This window comes from Rhizobium sp. SYY.PMSO, from assembly GCF_046840415.1.
Lineage (GTDB): Bacteria > Pseudomonadota > Alphaproteobacteria > Rhizobiales > Rhizobiaceae > Rhizobium.
In genome coordinates this window covers 899,106-916,132 of the sequence record NZ_CP177350.1, presented here as the reverse complement: position 1 = coordinate 916,132, position 17,027 = coordinate 899,106, and the positions used below count along the sequence as shown (strand labels likewise).

13 protein-coding genes are annotated in these 17,027 nt (G+C 61.3%); 7 read left to right on the top strand and 6 right to left on the bottom strand.

Annotated features, from left to right (window positions below):
* Positions 1 to 90: 90 nt before the first annotated feature.
* The 4 genes from ACJJVH_RS22630 to ACJJVH_RS22615 all read right to left on the bottom strand — a co-directional run bounded on the left by ACJJVH_RS22630 (position 91) and on the right by ACJJVH_RS22615 (position 5,524).
* Positions 91 to 1,992: an ABC transporter substrate-binding protein gene (locus ACJJVH_RS22630; protein WP_113357445.1), complete on the bottom strand. Its 1,902-nt coding sequence runs from the start codon at positions 1,990 to 1,992 to the stop codon at positions 91 to 93.
* A gap of 192 nt (positions 1,993 to 2,184) precedes the next feature.
* On the bottom strand, positions 2,185 to 3,693 hold the full coding sequence (locus ACJJVH_RS22625) for an alpha-N-arabinofuranosidase (protein WP_412066189.1): 1,509 nt from the start codon (positions 3,691 to 3,693) through the stop codon (positions 2,185 to 2,187).
* Between the two features lie 222 nt (positions 3,694 to 3,915).
* The gene (locus tag ACJJVH_RS22620) at positions 3,916 to 4,842 is read right to left on the bottom strand and encodes an ArsR family transcriptional regulator (protein WP_112799805.1); all 927 of its coding nucleotides are present in this window, start codon (positions 4,840 to 4,842) and stop codon (positions 3,916 to 3,918) included.
* A gap of 181 nt (positions 4,843 to 5,023) precedes the next feature.
* Positions 5,024 to 5,524 carry an invasion associated locus B family protein gene (locus tag ACJJVH_RS22615; RefSeq protein WP_113357443.1) on the bottom strand — a complete coding sequence of 167 codons (501 nt, stop codon included), beginning with the start codon at positions 5,522 to 5,524 and terminating at the stop codon, positions 5,024 to 5,026.
* 512 nt (positions 5,525 to 6,036) lie between these two features.
* Between ACJJVH_RS22615 and ACJJVH_RS22610 the strand changes: the two genes are divergently transcribed.
* The gene (locus ACJJVH_RS22610) at positions 6,037 to 7,059 is read left to right on the top strand and encodes an LLM class flavin-dependent oxidoreductase (protein WP_412066188.1); all 1,023 of its coding nucleotides are present in this window, start codon (positions 6,037 to 6,039) and stop codon (positions 7,057 to 7,059) included.
* Between the two features lie 164 nt (positions 7,060 to 7,223).
* On the opposite strand, the gene cml is transcribed toward ACJJVH_RS22610, so the two are convergent.
* Positions 7,224 to 8,420: a CmlA/FloR family chloramphenicol efflux MFS transporter gene (cml, locus tag ACJJVH_RS22605; protein WP_412066187.1), complete on the bottom strand. Its 1,197-nt coding sequence runs from the start codon at positions 8,418 to 8,420 to the stop codon at positions 7,224 to 7,226.
* 327 nt (positions 8,421 to 8,747) lie between these two features.
* Between cml and ACJJVH_RS22600 the strand changes: the two genes are divergently transcribed.
* Positions 8,748 to 10,250, top strand: a complete 1,503-nt coding sequence (locus tag ACJJVH_RS22600; protein ID WP_112799798.1) for a globin-coupled sensor protein — start codon at positions 8,748 to 8,750, stop codon at positions 10,248 to 10,250.
* A 113-nt stretch (positions 10,251 to 10,363) separates the two neighbouring features.
* Here ACJJVH_RS22600 and ACJJVH_RS22595 read toward each other — a convergent pair whose 3' ends face one another.
* The gene (locus ACJJVH_RS22595) at positions 10,364 to 11,242 is read right to left on the bottom strand and encodes a LysR family transcriptional regulator (protein WP_112799796.1); all 879 of its coding nucleotides are present in this window, start codon (positions 11,240 to 11,242) and stop codon (positions 10,364 to 10,366) included.
* Between the two features lie 169 nt (positions 11,243 to 11,411).
* On the opposite strand from ACJJVH_RS22595, the gene bla reads away from it, so the two are divergent.
* The 5 genes from bla to ACJJVH_RS22570 all read left to right on the top strand — a co-directional run bounded on the left by bla (position 11,412) and on the right by ACJJVH_RS22570 (position 17,002).
* On the top strand, positions 11,412 to 12,308 hold the full coding sequence (gene bla, locus ACJJVH_RS22590) for a class A beta-lactamase (RefSeq protein ID WP_112799794.1): 897 nt from the start codon (positions 11,412 to 11,414) through the stop codon (positions 12,306 to 12,308).
* Between the two features lie 111 nt (positions 12,309 to 12,419).
* A complete protein-coding gene (gene ampC, locus ACJJVH_RS22585; protein ID WP_412066205.1) occupies positions 12,420 to 13,601 on the top strand; it encodes a class C beta-lactamase in 1,182 nt (393 codons plus the stop codon).
* Positions 13,602 to 14,147: 546 nt separating this feature from the next.
* Complete coding sequence (locus tag ACJJVH_RS22580; RefSeq protein WP_112799792.1) at positions 14,148 to 14,534, top strand: hypothetical protein; 387 nt, start codon at positions 14,148 to 14,150, stop codon at positions 14,532 to 14,534.
* A 197-nt stretch (positions 14,535 to 14,731) separates the two neighbouring features.
* Positions 14,732 to 15,421 (top strand): GntR family transcriptional regulator, encoded by a 690-nt coding sequence (locus ACJJVH_RS22575; protein WP_112799790.1) that lies wholly within the window; start codon positions 14,732 to 14,734, stop codon positions 15,419 to 15,421.
* Positions 15,422 to 15,487: 66 nt separating this feature from the next.
* On the top strand, positions 15,488 to 17,002 hold the full coding sequence (locus ACJJVH_RS22570; RefSeq protein ID WP_412066186.1) for a putative N-acetylmannosamine-6-phosphate 2-epimerase: 1,515 nt from the start codon (positions 15,488 to 15,490) through the stop codon (positions 17,000 to 17,002).
* Positions 17,003 to 17,027 lie beyond the last annotated feature (25 nt).

The window sequence follows — 17,027 nt, the reverse complement described above, 5'->3', positions numbered from 1 at the left end:
GTCGTTCTTGTCGAAAGGATCGCCGGACCCCTTCGGCGCCCGGCGAAAGGTGCCCGACGCAGCACTCCTGCCGCGTCGGGGTCGGGAGAACTAAGGTTGCGCCGGCTTGAGCTTCACCATCATCAGCCGCGAGTTTGCCCAATTGGGAACCGGGTCGGTGTACGGATCGGCTATCGTCGGATAACCCTTCCAATAGGTCGTATCCATCGACGTGAAGACGTTGTAGGACATCAGCGGAATGGTCGGCATTTCGCGGGCGACCAGCTTCAGATAGTCCTTGCCGAGTTCGATGCCCTTCGGATCATCGGCGCCGATGCGGCGGATGTTTTCGATGATCTTGTCGAGATCGGGATTGGACCAGCGCTGCCAGTTGCGCGGCGCCTGGTTCTCGCCCTTCTTGGCAACGAATTCGGAATGCCAGCTATCGAGGAAGAAAGACAGGTCGGGATCGCCGCCCCAGGTCTCGACGCTCCAGGCGATGGCAACCTGATAGCTGCCGGGCTGCAGGGCCACCTGCCAGAGATTTGCCGTCGGCGCGGCCTTGGAATCGATCCCGAAAGCTGCCCATTGCTGGGCAATCAGCGTTCCGGCGCGGGTGAAGACCGAGCGGGTGTCGCCTTCGACCGTCAGGCGGATCTTGAAGGGCTGCCCGTCCGGCGTCATCCATTTGCCGCCCACCTTCTTGAAGCCGGCCTTTTCCAGCAGTTCGGCGGCGGCCTGCGGATCGGGTTTCCACCAGCCATAGCCGAAGGCCGTGCTGATGGCGGCCGGATCGGTCGGGATCTGATCCTTGTATTTCGGCTGCTTGCGCAGGATATCGGCGATCTGCTGACCGATCGTCGGATCGTATGGCTTGATCTTGCGCTTGCCGGTATCGATCTCGAAGTTCTTGAGCCAATCCTGCAGCGACGCCTGATAATCCGTCATGGCGACCGCCGTCGGCGGAACGCCGAGCGCGGAAAGCGTCGCCGTGCCGCGGTAGCTTGCCATATCGACGGCCTTGATATCGATAAGCAAAGCCAGAGCCCAGCGCACATCGGGATTCTGGAACAGCGGGTCCTGCGTATTGAAGATCACGGCAGGCAGCGTCGGATCCGGATGAGCAAAGGGAAAGCCGGGGAACCAGCTGTCGACCGTCTTCGACTTCTCTTTCAGCGTGAACATGCCTTCCGGCGTGTTGTCGTGGATGATATCGAGATTGTGCTCGAGCTGCGCGATGGTGCGCTTGTCCGGCGGCCCCGGGTCGACATAGGTCACATATTTCGGAGCCGGTTCGCCGAAGCGCGCAAGCGAGGTGCGCTGCCAGTCGTCACGCTTCTCCCAGGTGTACCATTTGCCCTGCGGGTCAAACGCCTTCAGCTTGTAGGCGCCGAGCGAGACCGGATTGGCATTGTCATAACGGACGGGATCGGCGACCTTCTCGAAGACGTGCTTCGGCATGATCCATGCCCCGTTCCAGCGGACGGTGAAGATGGCGTGAAAGCGCGAATTCGGCTTTTTCAGCTTGAAGACGACTGTATAGGGATCCGGCGCCTCAACGCTGGCGACCTGGACCGAAAAGGCCGCGCTCCAGATCATGCCCGGATGATCCATCTGCGTCTTGACGGTGTAGACCACATCGTCGGCGGTGAATTCGACGCCGTCGCTCCAATAGATGCCCTTGCGCAATTTCACCGTCATCTGGGTGAAATCGTCATTATATTGTGGCTTGTCGGCCGCGAGCGAATTGTCCCAGGCCGAGCCGCCCAGGCCTTTCTCCGGATCGATGTACCAGAGCGTATCCATCGTCAGTTGCTGGAGGCCGGTCGAAACGCCGCCGCCGCCATTGACCCAGATATTGAACCAGCCCGGATTCTTGATCGTTCCCTCGGGATTCTCGACGATCAAAGTTTCCTTGCGGGGTAAAGAGGTATAGTCCTGAGCCTTGGCCGCCGCGACGAGGCCGAACGTGGCCAGCGCGACGCCAAAGGCAAGCTTCTTCCACTGCTGCATGATCTCCTCCCATTTTTATCGACCACGCGGCTGATCCGAACAATGGAGAACAGACCGCGACTTTAATCCTCTTCCCCGGCGCAACCCCGCAAGCTGCGGGCAGTGCGCCGGATCGGCAGCAAGCGGTTAGGCCACCTCCTCGCGACCTTTCGCCCGTTTCGCTGCCGGAGCGTGCCGCCCGGCGGCCGGCTGTCACACCGCCAGACGGATCACCGTGTAGGACAGCGGCTTCAACGTGGCGCGAAGCCGGCCATCCTCGATCTTGGCATCGCCGGTGCTGGTCGGGACGACGGCATTCGGCTGCGATGCCGTGTTGACCGCCCGCAGATCGCCGTGGACCATCTCATGCTGTTCGACGACACGGGCGCCCACAAAGCCTTCAAGCCGGGTGTCGAGGTCGAGAGCGCTGTCGGGATGACGATTGACCGCAAACAGCGTCACCATTTTGCCTGCTTCGTCGTGGACGGCCGCCACATCGAGATAGGGCACGTCGTCGGCCTCGTCGCAATCATAGGTCGGGCCGTCCGTGACGAGGCGCAACGCATAACCGCGCCCGTACTTCGAGGCGAAATAGAGCGGGTAATAGATGGTCTGCCGCCATGCCGGGCCGCCATCCTCCGTCATGATCGGCGCGATGACGTTGACGAGCTGCGCTATGCAGGCAATCCGCACCCGGTCGCACCGGCGAATGAACGTATTGAGAATGCCGCCGACCTGCAGCACGTCTTCGAAATTATAGATATCCTCCAGCAGATGAGGCGCATCCGGCCATTCATCGCGAGCAAGGATCTCCTTGTCCTGCTGATTGGAGTGATACCAGACGTTCCACTCGTCGAACGAAATGCCGATGGTCTTCTTCGACCGCTTCTTCGCCTTGATATAGTCGATCACGCCGCCGATGGTGACGATGTAGCGGTCGAGTTTCTCGGCCTTGGCCAGATAGTTCAGCGTGTTCTTTTCGCGATTGGCGAAATACATGTGCAGCGAAATATGGTCGGCGCTGTCGTAGCACTGGTCCAGAACCTCGGCCTCCCAATCGGGATAGGTCTTCATGTCGGAATTCGATGAGCCGCAGACGACAAGTTCCAGCGATTTATCGAAACCGCGCATGGCTTTGGCGGTCTCGTCTGCCAGGCGCCCATATTCATAAGCCGATTTATGGCCGACCTGCCACGGGCCATCCATCTCGTTGCCGAGGCACCAGAGCTTGACGCCATGCGGGTCGGCCCAGCCATGCTTGCGCCGCAGATCCGACCAGTAGGTGCCGCCGGGATGATTGCAATATTCGAGGAAGTTTCTTGCCGCATCCAGCCCGCGTGAGCCGAGATTGACGGCGAGCATCGGCTTGGTGTTGGCCTTCTTGCACCAGTCGACGAATTCGTTGACGCCGATCTGGTTGCTCTCGCGCGTCCGCCAGGCGAGATCGAGGCGCACCGGGCGTTCGGAACGGGGCCCCACCCCGTCTTCCCAATTGTAGGCGGAAACGAAATTGCCGCCGGGATAGCGGCAATAGGGCGCGTTGAGCTCGCGCACCAGCTCGATCACATCCTTGCGGAACCCGTGCTCATCGGCCGTCGCGTGACCGGGCTCATAGATGCCCCCGTAGATCGCCCGGCCGAGGTGTTCGAGAAAGGCGCTGTAGAGCCGATCGTCAATATCGGCAATTCGGAAATCACGATGGACGATCACATGCGCCTTCACGGCTTCCCTCCCTTATATATCAAATATTCTGTTTCTATACTTTGATCTTGATATACTTTTAGAAGGCCGTCAACGCCGTCAGCTGTGAAAATAGCTGTAAAAGCGCATGATGAAGTGCCATTCAGGGCTAAATCACCTGCAAAAACAGCATTTTATAAAAAATATGACTTATCGGGAATTTGCTTCGATAATACGCTATATATCAGAATTTATGATATGAAACTACGCGAGGTCGATGCGCATCAGAATATCGCGCCCATAATTGCCGAAGCCGCGGCCGAAGATATTGACGCCGCCCGTATTGCGCGCGTTCGGAGCGATGCCGATCCGCAGGCGGATCGACGAATGCTGGCTGATGGCAAGGTCATCGATGGTCACGTCGGAGACGGTGACGCCATCGATAAACGTACCCTTCTTCGAGATTCGCCATGTCTTGAGCTTGCCATATTGCGAGCCCTCGAGCTTCCACCAGCCTGGCGTGAAGGCCCCGCGCTTGTCGCCATAGTCGCCCGGGGACGTCCATGTACCGGCGGCGACGTCGTTGACCCAGACCGTGATGTCGGACGGCCAGTCCGGATTGGTGCCGGGCACTTCGGACGAAAGCTCCATCGAAAACTCGATGGCATTGACATTCCTGTTCAGGATCTTGGCATTGTTCGGGAATTTATACTCGACATGGCCACGGCCGAACCAGAGGAGACCGGCCTGCATGCGTTGCGGGTCGAGAAAATAATCGGGAACATCAAGGAGGCCGATCACCCCCTCGGTCGAGCAAAGGCCGCAGGGCGCATGCGTCTCGCAGCTCGTATAAAGGCCGATCGGCATGGCGACTTCGATCACGTCCTCATCGTGCTTGAACGCCTTGTCCTCGAAGCTGAGCAGGATTTCGTCATAAAGTGCGGTGCAGATCTTCTGATAGCCCTTGCGCGCTTTCGCAGCCTTGGTCTCGACGAGGCCGGCCTCCTCCAGGATCATGATCGCCGTCGCGACGGTGGATTGCGGCAGATCCAGTTCCCGCGCAATCTCGTTGACGTTCATCGAACCTTTGGCACAGAGCAGTTTCAGCATATCGACGCGCGCCGGCGCCGAAAGCGCCCTGAACACCGCCGCGTTCTCACCCGCGTAAATTGTCAGAAAGCCGCGATCCATCTAATCCCGAATGCTCCATCGATAGGCTTCATTTATATCAGGATTTTTGATTTCACAAGGGATATCGGCCCGAAAGCCCCGATTGGCGCCTTCCTCGCGGAATGAGAAGGCGCCAATCCGCTTATCCGCTATTGAATGCCACGCAACGAAATTCCCGGTCGGGCTTTCGGAACCGACGGTCTCATTTGCAAACTTCTATTCGTTTCAGGGCGGCCGTGATGCCGGAGAGCGAATAGGAGTAGCTCGTCGCGGTCCCTCGCTTGGAGACGGCCTGCAATTGCAGTTGGGCGCCGCCTTTCATGGCGCTGACCATGGACGGCTCCTGCGTTTCGTCCTTCACCCAGCCATGGCGGTCTTTCGTGAACATCGGGAACGTCTTGTCACCCACCATCGCCGTCATCGACGCGCCATCTTTCAGATCATAGCCCATCGCGGCTTCGGGAACCAACTTGTCGCCCGGAGACAGGCGCGAAACGATGAAGAAATTATCGCCGTGGTCGACATTGGCGGGCTGCTGGGCAACCGGTCGGGACAAAACATAGCAACTGACGCTGTCGCCGGACTTATAGGAATACGCCCCCCAATGATCGAATTGATCGATGCGAACGGGTACTTCCGCATGCGCGATACCGGCGCCAAATGCGACGAAGACCAGAGCGGGGGCGAAATTTCTTGCAAACATGGTTTCCTGCCATTTCTTGTTTCAAGGACATTGAAAGCGAGAGATGCACTCACACGCGCGGCAGTTTCGGTGCGGTGCGTTATCTGATTGTTAACGGGTTGGTTAAAATTTGTTCATGTTGGGCAAGGCTGGCACTCCTCGCGGGCGGAAGGTGCCGCCATGCAAGGCGCAGGATTTCGGCCCGGACAATGCGGCGAACGCTCCGGCGCTTTCCAGAGCACGCGGCGCATGTCTTCCACCACGAAGCCTTCGATCTTTCGGACGGCGACGAAGATTGCGGGCTGTCAAGGCTTCCTCCGTCTGCGGAGCCTCCCTGCGTATTGACGATCAGTTCACAGATTGCGCTGTTCCATCCACCCGCATCCGTGCACATATAGCCATTCGAACTTACGGCTTTTGCGAGCCGTGCAATGAAGACGCAGGTAACGGACGTCTCGGAGGCGTTCGGCCCGTATCGTCACGCACGGCAAGAAAAATCAAGCCGAGCAAACCGGATAACGCAGGATGATATCATGAAGAAGATCGGGTTCCTTTCATTCGGCCACTGGACGCCGTCGCCCCAATCGCAGACGCGCTCGGCAGCCGACACGCTTCTGCAATCGATCGACCTCGCCGTCGCCGCCGAACAATTGGGCGCAGACGGCGCCTATTTTCGCGTGCACCATTTCGCGCGGCAGCTCGCCTCGCCATTTCCCCTGCTGGCAGCCGTCGGCGCCAGGACCAGCCGGATCGAAATCGGCACGGCGGTCATCGACATGCGCTATGAGAACCCTTTCTATATGGCGGAGGATGCGAGCGCTGCCGATCTCATTGCCGGCGGCAGGTTACAGCTCGGCATCAGCCGCGGCTCTCCCGAGCAGGTGATCGATGGATGGCGTCACTTCGGCTACACACCGATGGAAGGCGAGAGCGATGCCGACATGGGTCGCAGGCACGCGGAGGTGTTGCTCGATCTGCTTCGTGGCGAGGGATTTGCCCAACCCAATCCTCGTCCGATGTTCCCCAACCCTCCCGGCCTTCTGCGCCTGGAGCCCCATTCCGAGGGCCTGCGCGAGCGGATCTGGTGGGGTGCCGGCTCCAACGCCACGGCGGTCTGGGCCGCAAAGTTCGGCATGAATCTGCAGAGCTCGACGCTCAAGGACGACGAAAGCGGCCTGCCCTTCCATGTTCAGCAGGCCGATCAGATCAGAGTCTATCGCGAGGCATGGAAAGACGCCGGTCACAAGCATGAGCCGCGCGTCTCGGTAAGCCGGAGCATCTTCGCGCTGGTGAACGATCTCGACCGCGCCTATTTCGGCGGCAGCGGCAAGGACGCCGACAAGATCGGCTTCATCGACGACAAGACGCGCGCCATCTTCGGCCGCAGCTATGCCGCCGAGCCGGATGTTCTGATCGAGCAGCTGGCGAAGGACGAAGCCATTGCCGAGGCCGACACGCTGCTCCTGACGGTGCCCAACCAGCTCGGGGTCGACTACAACGCCCATGTGATCGAGTCCATTCTCACCCATGTCGCGCCGGCGCTGGGATGGCGTTGAAGCGATCCGGCCTGTTTGCGGCATGCTGAAAAGTGCCATTTGGCGACGGGCGACGGCCAGCGGCCGCATGGGACAGGAAACCTGCAGCAAGGCCGCCCGCGAAATCGGTTTTCGCGGGCGGTTGTTTTCGACGTCACTTCAGCGCATGTGCGACGCCTTGCGGATCAAGCCGCCGTTTGACGACGCCGTAAATTGTGAAGCGCAGCCAAAACCGGCAATGCCATGGACGCGGAAAACCCCACCAATGGCCATGCGCTGTCGCCACCCAGAACGGTGACTGCGAACGTCCCGACGAGGCTCACGATCAGGCTCTGAATGCAGAAGTAAAACGCCACGGCCGATCCGGCGATATCGCCAAATTCCGCAAGTGCTCCATTTGCCGTCACGGACGCGGTGAAGACGATCCCGACGGCCATGATCCACATCGGAAGCACGAAACTTGCAAAGGACGGCGAGCCGTAGATCTGGCCGAGTGCGAGCGCCACCGAGCCGGCAAGAAGCAGCATCATGCCTCGCGCGACGCAGCCCGAGACACCCCACTTTTCGACAGATGACCGCGCAAAGCGCGCCGTGGCGATCATCACGACGGCAACCGTCGCGAATGCGATGCTGAAGCTGAATTCCGAATAGCCCGCCTTGCCGATCAGCACGCGCGGAGCAGTCGAGAAGAACACGAAGAACGTGCCCATGCCCGCACTGAAGGCGAGCGTGTAGGTCCAGAACGAGCAGCTTCTGAAGATCGGCCGGATCGAGCGGCGTGCCGCGATCAAACCCGAAGGCCGCGTTTCATGCCACCCTGCTGCGGCATTGACAGCGGCAAGAAGCGCCAGAAGCGCAAGCAGAATGAAAATGGCGCGCCATCCGAACCGATCGGCAATCATCGCCCCGGCTATCGGACCGAGTGCGGGCACGAAGGAGAGTATCGAGCCGAATGCGGCGTAGACGACCGCCTGCTCCGGACGATTGCCGTAGACATCCCGGACGGTCGCAAAGGTGGCGACCAATGCAGCCGAGGCACCGATGGCCTGCAGAACGCGGCAAAGCACGAAGGCAGCCGCGGTCGACGACAGGCCCGCTCCAAGGGAAGCGGCGGCAAAAAGAATCGCCCCCGACAACAGGACGGGACGGCGGCCGATACGATCCGAAAGCGGGCCGAACAGGATCTGGCCGAGACCCAGCACGACCATATATAGACTGAGCGTCAGCTGGATTACCGACGGCGCCGTGTTCAAAATGCCGGGCATCGACGGAACGACGGGGAGATAGATATCCATGGCCAGCGAAGCGAGGATATCGAAAGGCGCCATCAGCAGCAGCGCTGCCGGCAGCCCGTAAGCCCAGGAAGGGCGTATGTCAGACATGATAAAAATCCGCTCGAAAGAAAAATCGGGCGGCGCCTGCCTCTGGCTTCGATGGCGATGAGTTCGACAGCACGCCGCAACAACGAAAAGCTGTTGCGGCTTATCTGTCTGCTGACTTCGAGGTCCCCATGCCGATTGCTCCGTGGCGATAGACGTGACGGAAACGGCTTTAGCAGAAGACATCAAGCCGGACAATCGGGTTGGGGCATGCTGCCCGGAGCATGGTGCGGCAACGAGAAGCATGTCGCGAAAATGGGTGGGAAACCTAATGAATTTTTAACCATGACTATGCCCTAACTGCTTGTAATTTCTTCATTGGAGCAGATTATGGTGCGCGCATCGAAAATGGACGAGTTGAATGATCGGCTCGACTTTGTTGGACTGGGGCAAGATGCCCGGCAAGCCCTGGCGGAGCTGCAGCCGACCATCGAATCCGCCGTCAAAGGCTCCCTCGACGTCTTCTACGAGAGGATCACCAAGCACCCGGCAATGGTGAAGTTTTTCTCGTCGCAGCAGCATGTGGCGCACGCCAAGTCCAAGCAGCAGGATCATTGGAAGACGATTGCATCGGGCAAATACGGTCCCGATTATGTCGAAGCGGTATCGGCCGTCGGCAGGACCCATGCGCGCCTGGGGCTGGAGCCGCGCTGGTACATCGGCGGCTATGCGCTGATCCTTGAAGGCATGGTGCGATCCATCGTCGCACAGCAGCTCAAGGGCATCATGCAGCGCAAGCACGAGCAGGCCCTGTCGCGGCGGCTGTCGGCGATCATCAAGGCCGCGCTTCTCGATATGGATTACGGCATTTCGGTCTATCTGCAGGTGCTCGCCGATGAGCGCGACCGCGCGGAAACCGAGCGGGCCGCCGCCCAGCACGAGCAGGAGCGCGCCCTCGATGCGCTCGGCCGCGCGCTGAACGGCCTCGCCAACGGCGATCTGACGGCCGAGATTACCGAAGCCCTTTCGGCCGAGTTCGAAGTGTTGAAAAACAACTACAACGAATCGCTGGCATCGCTTGGAACCGCAATGCAGCACATCGACGATTCCGTCACCCGCGTTCGCGACGAGGCCGGATCGATCTCCTCGGCCGCCGACAACATGGCGAGGCGCACGGAACAGCAGGCTTCCGCCCTTGAGGAAAGTGCGGCTGCGATCGACCAGATCACGACAATTTCCGAGCAGACGGCCGAGCGGACGCGCGAAGTGCAGGCGATCGTGAAGGAATCCGCCTCGGAAGCAGAACGATCCCGCGAGGTCGTCCAGCAGGCCGTCTCCGCCATGGGCGATATCGAAACCTCGTCGCGCAAGATGACCGACATCATCTCCGTCATCGACGACATCGCCTTCCAGACCAACCTTCTCGCGCTCAATGCCGGCGTCGAGGCGGCAAGGGCCGGCGAGCAGGGCAAGGGCTTCGCGGTCGTCGCACAGGAAGTCCGCGAGCTGGCGCAGCGTTCGGCCACCGCCGCAAAGGAAATCAAGGATCTGATCGACCGGTCGTCGAACGACGTGCGCCGCGGCGTCGAACTGGTCAACCGCACCGGCGAGGCATTGGCCCAGATCGGCAACCAGGTCGCCTCCATCGACCGGAATGTCGGCGCCATCGCCCGCTCGACACAGGAACAGGCCGTCGGCATCAGCGAGATCAACTCCGCCGTCCGCAACATGGACCAGATGACCCAGCAGAACGTGGCGTTGATGGAAGAGACCAATGCCTCGACACGGCACCTTGCCGACATCAGCAACGAGCTCGCCGGTCTGGTCGGGCGGTTCAGGACGGTGCGTTCGGGCACGCGGACCGGGGCCGTCAGGCTGAAACTCGCCAGCTGAAGCAGCAGCTGTCTTCCGGGCCGGGCGCCGTCTTGCCGCACGGCGCTTCGATAGCCCCGGATCAGATCAAACGGCTCCGGATGCAGGTTCGGGGCCGTTTTCAGCTGTACGAGCTAGCCCGGCATGTCTTCGATTTCCGCAATCAGCCATTGGCGGAATGCCTTCATCGAAGCCGTCTCCGCCCGTGACTTCAACCGTGTCAGCCAATAGCTTCCGGTCATCGCGGTGATCCGGAACGGCTGCATGATCCTGCCGGCGTCGATATCGTGCGAGAACATGGCGACGGGTACGAGCGCGACGCCGACGCCGCGGGCCGCAGCCTCCACCAGCGTCAACGACGAATCGAACATCCAGCCCCGAAGATGGGGCGGCGGTAATCCTGCCGCCCGGAACCAGAGCGCCCATTCGTCGATGCGGTACGATCGCAGCAGCTCGACATCGGCAAGATCGGCAGGCGTGTGCAATCGCTTGCCGATATCAGGCGTGCAGACCGGGGAGAGCGGCGCGTCCATGAGGTGGATCGCCTCCGTTCCATGCCATGCGCCATCGCCGAAACGCAGGAAAAAATCCAGCCCGTCGAGCACCATGTCGGCGCGGTTGTTATTGGTCTTCAGGCGCAGGTCGACATGCGGATGCTGCACCCTGAAGCTGCCGAGACGCGGCAACAGCCAGCCGATGGCGAAAGTGCCGACGACGCCGACGGTGAGGATTTCGGCAAAATTCCCTTCCTCCAGCTGGCTGAGCGTGGCGCTCATGCGGCGGAACGCATCGGTCAGCACCGGCAACAGCGCGTGCCCCTCGTCGGTCAGGGCAAGGCCGCGAGGCAGGCGCTTGAACAGCGTCACTCCCAGCACATCTTCCAGCGCCTTGACCTGATGGCTGATGGCCGTTTGCGTGACCCGTAGTTCGAGACCGGCGCGCGTGAAGCTGCAATGCCGCGCCGATGCTTCAAAGACGCGCAGGGCGTTCAACGGCAGCTGTGAGATGTCCATTATGTCCTAAGGCCAAGTTTTTCTCATGTCTAAGCCCAAAATTGATCGTTTGTCTAGGGCACCAGGGAACGTCATAGTCCGATCTGCAAGGTGATTTGCAGGGTTCCGACGACACCCCCGGAACCTGACACGCGCACCTCTGCCCAACGTAAATCGAAGTGGAAACAAGATGACGATCTTATTGTCGCGCCGGCAAAGCCTTGCCGGCAGCTTGCTTGCGCTGCCTGTTCTGGCAGGGATTAACGGGATTGGACGCGCTGCGGACGATCATTCCGGTGAAGCGGAGCTTGCCGCGCTCGAGAGCAGGCACCCGGGCCGTATCTGCGTCAGCATTCTCGACATGGCAAGCGGCACGCGCATCGAACACCGCGCCCGCGAGCGCATCCTGATGTGCAGCACCTTCAAGGCGCTGGCGGCGGCGCTGGTACTTGCGCGCATCGACAGGGGCCAGGAAAAACTCGATCGGCGCATTCGCTACACGAAGAGCGATCTCGTCCATGGCTCACCGGCGACCAAAGCGCATTTGCGCGACAGCGCGGGCATGAGCGTTGCGGAACTTTGCGCGGCGGCGGTGACGCTCAGCGACAATACGGCCGGAAATCTGCTGCTTGCCAGCTTCGGCGGCCCGAAGGCGCTCACGGCCTTCTGCCGTAGCCTTGGCGACGACATCACGCGCCTCGACCGTACCGAACCCACGCTGAATTACCACGACAGGCCCGACGACGAGCGCGACACGACGACGGCGGCGGCCATGCTGGAGAACCTGCGGCGGCTTCTGTTCACCGATGTCCTTTCGGCCGCCTCGCGATCGCAGCTGGCCGCATGGCTGATCACCAACAAGACGGGCGATGCCCGCCTGCGCGCCGGCCTTCCGAAGGATTGGCTGGCAGGCGACAAGACGGGAACGAACGGCGACAAGGCCGGCAACGCCAACGACATTGCGGTGCTATGGCCGCCCAACCGCGCCCCCGTCATCGTCACCGCCTATTGCGAGATACCCGCGATCGCGGCCGACGAGCGCAACGGGATCGTAGCAGAAATCGGCCGCATCGCCGCAGCGATCTGAAATCGCAGGCGTCCGGCAAGCCCGGCCGCCCGCCAATCGACACCACCCGCCCTTTCTCTCGGCCGCGCGAACCGCATGGCCGGTCATCACAACGAGGATATCATCTTGAATATGCGTTCTACGTCCCTGCAAAAGCTCGGCATCGTCACGAGCTGCCTTTTCTATGGGATCGGCGCCCAAGCCGCCGAAAGCAACGACCCGGACCGGCTGGCGCGGGCAGTCAACGAGACCATCCGCCCGCTCATGAAGGAAAACGACGTGCCGGGCATGGCGGTCGCGATCACCGTCAAGGGCAAGCGCTATGTCTTCAACTATGGCGTCGCCTCGAAGGAGAGCGGCCAGAAGGTCACGAACGACACGATTTTCGAGCTTGGCTCCATCAGCAAGACTTTCACGGCAGCCCTCGCTTCTTATGCCCGGATCGGCGGAAAGCTGTCCCTTTCCGACAAGGCGACGAAATATATGCCGGAACTTGTCGGCAGCAGCTTCGACAAGATCAGCCTGCTCGATCTGGGAACATTCACGGCGGGCGGCCTGCCGCTGCAATTCCCGGACGATGTGACCGATCAGGAAAAGATGGTGGCCTATTATCGCAACTGGCATCCTTCCTATACGCCCGGTACATACCGGCAGTATTCCAACCCGAGCATCGGGCTGCTCGGCTATCTGGCGGCAAGGGCCATGGGGCAGCCGTTCGATACGCTGATGCAGGAAAAAATCCTTGCCGGCCTCGGGCTCAGCCACACCTACGTTCGCGTTCCGCCGGCCGAGATGGGCAACTATGCCTACGGCTACTCGAAACGGGACAAGCCGATCCGGGTGAACCCCGGCGTTCTGGACACGCAGGCCTACGGCATCAAGACTACCGCCTCCGACATGCTTGCCGTCCTCGAAGCCAACATGGACGGCTCCCGGCTCGACAACACTCTTCGGCAGGCAATCGAGGCGACGCATGTGGGGTATTATAGCGTCGGCAACATGACGCAGGCGCTCGGCTGGGAGATTTATGCCTATCCGACGACGCTTGCCCGGCTCCTGGCCGGCAATTCATCCGACATGGCGCTCGACCCGCATAAGGCCACTCGGCTCGATCCGCCGCAGCCGCCGCGCAAGGATATCCTGCTCAACAAGACGGGCTCGACCAACGGCTTCGGCGCCTATGCCGCGTTCATTCCCGCCCGGCAGGTCGGCATCGTCCTGCTGGCGAACAGAAACTTTCCGATCCCCGCCCGCATTTCCGCTGCCTACAAGATCCTGACCGCCGTCGAGAGCCTGCGGGGCACGGGCGAATAGGAAGTTTTATCGGGAGTTTCCCTGATTCAGCAAACGGCCGGCGCTCGGAAAAGCATCGAGGGCCGGCCACCTTTATCGCGTCTGTCGCCTGCTATGGATGGTCTTCGGAACGGCGCGGAGCGGCATCGGCTTGGGAGGCTTCTGTTCCGTTGAAGAATTCCTGCAGGAGCCGGGTTATGCGCTCTGGCGACGTGCCCTTTGCATATTCTTCCTGAATCCGGCGTCTGACCAATATTTCCAAGACTGACATGTCTTTCACCTCATATATCCGGCGCAAGGAAAATGTCGCTCTCAATGGCTTGCGAGGCAAGTTACAGTTTTTTCATGGTCTTGGCGGTCTCATTGGGCGAGTGCCTGCCGCTCCTCTGCGCGTTTCGGGGTGGAAGCGGTCTTGACCGAAGCCTGATTGATCACCTACTTGCCAAATGTCGGCTCATCGTGGAATTGAAAGCGGCCAATCGGTCGGTTGTTTGCGCTTCGTTAACTTCGGTGCTTTAGCGGCCCACACCCCGACCTTTGGATAATGTCGCATGCAAGGAATGAATAATGCCCGTAAAGAAAAGCTCCGCCTCTGACGTTTTCCAGCGCAAGATTTCGGATTTCTGCGATATGCGGCTGAAGCCGCTGCTGCAGCCGCGCAGCTTCGAGAACATCAAAGGCTTCATGATCGGGCTGATCGTATTCCAGTCGCGGCCGCCACTTCGGGCGGGTCGTGTCGACTGGCAGGAAATCGCCTCTCTCTGCGGCATGGACGAGGAAATGAGCCCGGAACTCAAGCGGGCTGCCCAACCGGGTTTCGATGCAATTCTGCGCTGGCTCGGAGCGCCGAAGACCAATACGTCCCGCGCCGTGCCTGCCGTCTCGAAAGCCCCTCTGCGGGTCGGCGGCAAAGCTGGCTCCCCGCAGACCGAGCGCCGGGCGCTCGCCTCCTAAAACGAACTGCATACCGGCTGCCACGGCCGGCCGGTATGCCTCCCGCCCGCCTCGACAGAACGCCAAAACCCGTACAGTATAATACCAGTATCGAACAGGACGAGATTTTCGTCGCCGTGCCATCGAAGGGAAGACTCGCCTTGGCAACTGATATTGTCGAACTGGTCAGGAGGGAATTTGCGGCGGGCACGCAAGGAATGCCGCTCTACAAGCGGCTGAAGACCGCGATCGAGGCTGCCATTCGCAGCCATGCCTTCAAATCCGGTTCGGTATTGCCGGGCGAGAGATCGCTTGCTGAAGCCTTGTCGCTGTCGCGCGTCACGGTTCGAAAGGCGCTTGCCATGCTGGAGGAGGAAGGCATGCTGAGCCGGCGGCAAGGCGCGCGCAGCGAGATCGGCTCGCGCGTCGAAAAATCGCTTTCCACGCTCACCAGCTTCTCGGAAGATCTGCGCGCACGCGGAATGGAACCCGGCTGCGTCTGGATTTCCAAGCAGTTGACCCGCCCTTCGCCGACGGAAATGATGGCGCTCGGCATTTCGGCGCATGCACAGGTCCTGCGAATGCGCCGGGTGCGGACGGCCGACGGCGCACCGATCGCCGTCGAGCATGCCGCCGTGCCGGTGCGCTTCCTCCCCTCGCCTTCGCTCGTCGGCGATTCCCTGTACGAGGCGCTTGCCCAGCGCGGCTTTCTGCCCCGGCGTGCCGTGCAGCGAATGCGGGCGCGCGCCGCATCGCCCGAGGATGCGCAGCACCTGCGCTGTGAAGCGGGCGCGCCGATCCTGACGACCGAGCGGCGATGCTTTCTCGCCGATGGGGAAATCGTCGAATATTGCGAGACGCGCTACAAGGGCGAGGTCTACGACTTCGTCTTCGAACTGCAAAGATAATACCAGTTTAAAACCGGTTGCTTTCTGGTGATCATCCTCTATCGTTCCCTGCGAAAGGGGTGCCGAATGCGCAAGGAAGATCTCAATCTGAGCCTGATCGTCTCCTGCCAGCCCGTGCCGGGCGGGGCAATGGATGAGGCCATATTCGTCAGCGGCTTTGCCCGTGCGGCGCTGTCGGCGGGCGCTCGCGCACTGCGTATCGAATCGGCAGCCTATGTCGCGGCCGTCAGGGCCGCCGTCGACGCACCGATCATCGGCATCGTCAAACGCGACCTCGATGACAGCCCCGTCCGCATCACCCCCTTTGTCGCCGATGTCGAGGCGCTGGCCGATGCCGGTGCCGATATCATCGCCTTCGATGCCACCGACCGGCCACGGCCGGCAACGATCGAGGCGCTGCTTGCCGCCATCAAGGCGCGGGGCCTGCTTTCGATGGCCGACTGCTCCTGCCTTGAGGATGCAAAGCATGCCCTTGCAGCCGGCGTCGATTTCGTCGGCACGACCATGTCCGGCTATGTCGGCGGCCCCGAACCGGTCGAGCCGGATATCGCGCTGATCGCCGCCATGCGCCAGTTGACGCCCCATGTGATTGCCGAGGGTCGTATCCGCACGCCCGAGCAGGCGGCCGATGCGGTGCGGGCCGGCGCCTGCGCCGTGGTCGTCGGCTCGGCGATCACGCGAACCGAGCATGTGACGGCGTGGTTCGACGAAGCTGTTTCGGCTGCCTTCTCGCAACGGGACGGAACAACGCTGGCGATCGATATCGGCGGCACGAAGACGCTTGCGGCTCTGGTCCGGGGCGCGCAGGTGCTCGCGGAAACGACGATTGCGACCAGCCGGAAAGCCGGTCCGGGCGCCTGGCTGACGGCCATTGCCGAACAGGCAAAATCCTGGGTCGGCCGATACGAGCGCGTCGGCATCGCCGCGACCGGCCTGATCGATGAAGGGCGATGGTCGGCCCTCAATCCGGCGACGCTTGCAATTCCGGACCATTATCCGCTGGCGGCACAGGCAAGCGAGCTGTTCGGCAAGCCTGCTTTCGCCGTCAACGATGCCCAGGCCGCCGCCTGGGGCGAACACCGGTTCGGTGCCGGCAACAATGAAGATACCGTATTCCTGACCATATCGACCGGTATCGGCGGCGGTGTCGTGGTCAACGGACGTCCGCTTCTCGGCCTTGCCGGTCATTTCGGCCTGCTGCGCGGACCCACGCACGGCCAATCGCCATTGGAAGATGTCGTTTCCGGGCGCTGGATGGCGGCTGAGGCCGCTCGCGCCGGGCATCCGGGCGAGGCGCCTGCGATATTTCAACAGGCGCGCGAGGGCGCCGGCTGGGCCAAGGCGATCGTCGAACAGTCCGCGTCCCGCGTCGCACTTTTATGCCGCGACATACAGATGATGTTCGCGCCGAGGCGTATCGTCATCGGCGGCGGCATCGGTCTGGCGCCCGGCTATCTCGAAGCCGTCGGCGCACAGCTTGCCGAACTCCCTTCGCACCTGGCGCCACGCCTCGTTGCCGCAAGTCTTGGGCCTCATGCCGGCATCATCGGCGCGGCCGACCTTGCCGCACGCCATCGATGAACATGCCTGCCTCATTCAACCAATA

Coding starts and splice junctions, on each gene's coding strand:
- ACJJVH_RS22575 (WP_112799790.1), top strand. CDS start 14,732: ATGCCGCTCTACAAGCGGCTGAAGACCGCGATCGAGGCTGCCATTCGC.
- bla (WP_112799794.1), top strand. CDS start 11,412: ATGACGATCTTATTGTCGCGCCGGCAAAGCCTTGCCGGCAGCTTGCTT.
- ACJJVH_RS22580 (WP_112799792.1), top strand. CDS start 14,148: ATGCCCGTAAAGAAAAGCTCCGCCTCTGACGTTTTCCAGCGCAAGATT.
- ACJJVH_RS22570 (WP_412066186.1), top strand. CDS start 15,488: ATGCGCAAGGAAGATCTCAATCTGAGCCTGATCGTCTCCTGCCAGCCC.
- ACJJVH_RS22615 (WP_113357443.1), bottom strand. CDS start 5,524: ATGTTTGCAAGAAATTTCGCCCCCGCTCTGGTCTTCGTCGCATTTGGC.
- ACJJVH_RS22600 (WP_112799798.1), top strand. CDS start 8,748: ATGGTGCGCGCATCGAAAATGGACGAGTTGAATGATCGGCTCGACTTT.
- ACJJVH_RS22610 (WP_412066188.1), top strand. CDS start 6,037: ATGAAGAAGATCGGGTTCCTTTCATTCGGCCACTGGACGCCGTCGCCC.
- ACJJVH_RS22630 (WP_113357445.1), bottom strand. CDS start 1,992: ATGCAGCAGTGGAAGAAGCTTGCCTTTGGCGTCGCGCTGGCCACGTTC.
- cml (WP_412066187.1), bottom strand. CDS start 8,420: ATGTCTGACATACGCCCTTCCTGGGCTTACGGGCTGCCGGCAGCGCTG.
- ACJJVH_RS22595 (WP_112799796.1), bottom strand. CDS start 11,242: ATGGACATCTCACAGCTGCCGTTGAACGCCCTGCGCGTCTTTGAAGCA.
- ACJJVH_RS22620 (WP_112799805.1), bottom strand. CDS start 4,842: ATGGATCGCGGCTTTCTGACAATTTACGCGGGTGAGAACGCGGCGGTG.
- ampC (WP_412066205.1), top strand. CDS start 12,420: ATGCGTTCTACGTCCCTGCAAAAGCTCGGCATCGTCACGAGCTGCCTT.